The 1,307-nt window shown below is 41.2% G+C and carries 2 protein-coding genes; both read right to left on the bottom strand.

The window, feature by feature from the left end; genetic code table 11:
- The coding region (locus VXQ92_RS18520; RefSeq protein ID WP_416682795.1) for a carboxyl transferase domain-containing protein at positions 1-340 on the bottom strand (340 nt) is incomplete at its 3' end.
- Positions 341-358: 18 nt separating this feature from the next.
- A partial coding sequence (locus tag VXQ92_RS18515; protein WP_416682794.1) for an HD domain-containing protein occupies positions 359-1,307 on the bottom strand: 949 nt, incomplete at its 5' end.

The following is a 1,307-nucleotide window of genomic DNA, read 5'->3' as shown; positions in this document are numbered from 1 at the left end:
CCATAGTATCAATAAAGGTGAAAACTGGGAGATTGAAACGCTCAGCCATATCTAAAAGACGCTGAGATTTACGGTAACCTTCTGGGTTACACATACCAAAGTTGTGCTTTAATTTTTCACGGGTACTACGACCACGGTGTTGTCCAATGACCATCACAGGTTGACCGTCAAAACGAGCACGACCACCTACCATCGCACCATCGTCACCAAACAAACGATCACCATGCAATGCATCAAACTCTGTAAAGATTTCACCGACATAATCTAGAAACTGCGGACGTTCCGGATGACGTGCAATTTGAACCGTTGTCCACGCTTTGGACTGAGTAGCTTTTTTCATAGGTCGAATATTATCCCTTTAATCGATAAATTTTTCCGACTGAATATTCAATTCAATGTCCCAATGCTTAAACTGCTCTTGCTCATCATGCAAGTCGGCAACTAACAATGGCCATTGTTTGGCATCACCAGAAACACTAAGTTGCCATTGTTGATCATTTATGATGGTCAATTCAATGGCAGGAAGCATCTGATCACTGCGGCTATGGTTGAGTAAAACTGCTAGGCGAAGTAACAAACTTAAATAAACTAATTTATGACCACCAGCCTTTAAAACTTCATTTTTTACATCATTTCGCAATTTACGGCGGTGATGAGCAACCAAATGTGAAAGATGATTTTGGTCAATTTGTGAGAAACCTGGGATATCGGAATGTTGCAATAAATAAGCACCATGACGATGATAGCCACCATGACTAATCGCTAAACCAATTTCATGCAAATATGCTGCACGGCGCAGTAAGTCACTGTCTTCACTCGTTAAATTAAGTGGTTTAGCAACACTATCAAATAAGTATTGAGCCGTATTTACAACTCGTTCTGCCTGTTTCGGATCGGCGTTATAACGTCCCATTAACGCTTGTACACTACGGTCGCGGATATCCTCATGCTTAAAACGGCCTAACAGGTCATACATGACTCCTTCACGTAATGCACCATCAGAATATGCCAAACGTTCAATTTCTAAAACTTCAAAAACAGCGTACAAAATTGCCAATCCGGCTGGCAAAACTGCTCGTCGGTCTTCTCGAAGTCCTTCAAAATCAATTTCAGAAATATTTTTGAACTTAAGTAACTTATCTTTAAGTTTATGAAGACCTTCACGTGTGACATTTTCTTGCTCGTCACTTAGCCCCATATTCACCATAATCTGGCGGCAAGCTTTAATGGTCCCACTTGAACCTACAACAGTATCCCACCCTTCCATCTTATAAGTGGTGGCGATTGCTGAAAGCTCTTTACGCGCA

It is taken from the genome of Acinetobacter sp. 228 (genome assembly GCF_048147885.1).
Note: the sequence above shows the minus strand (reverse complement) of the source record. Positions and strands in the feature narration are given on the sequence as shown.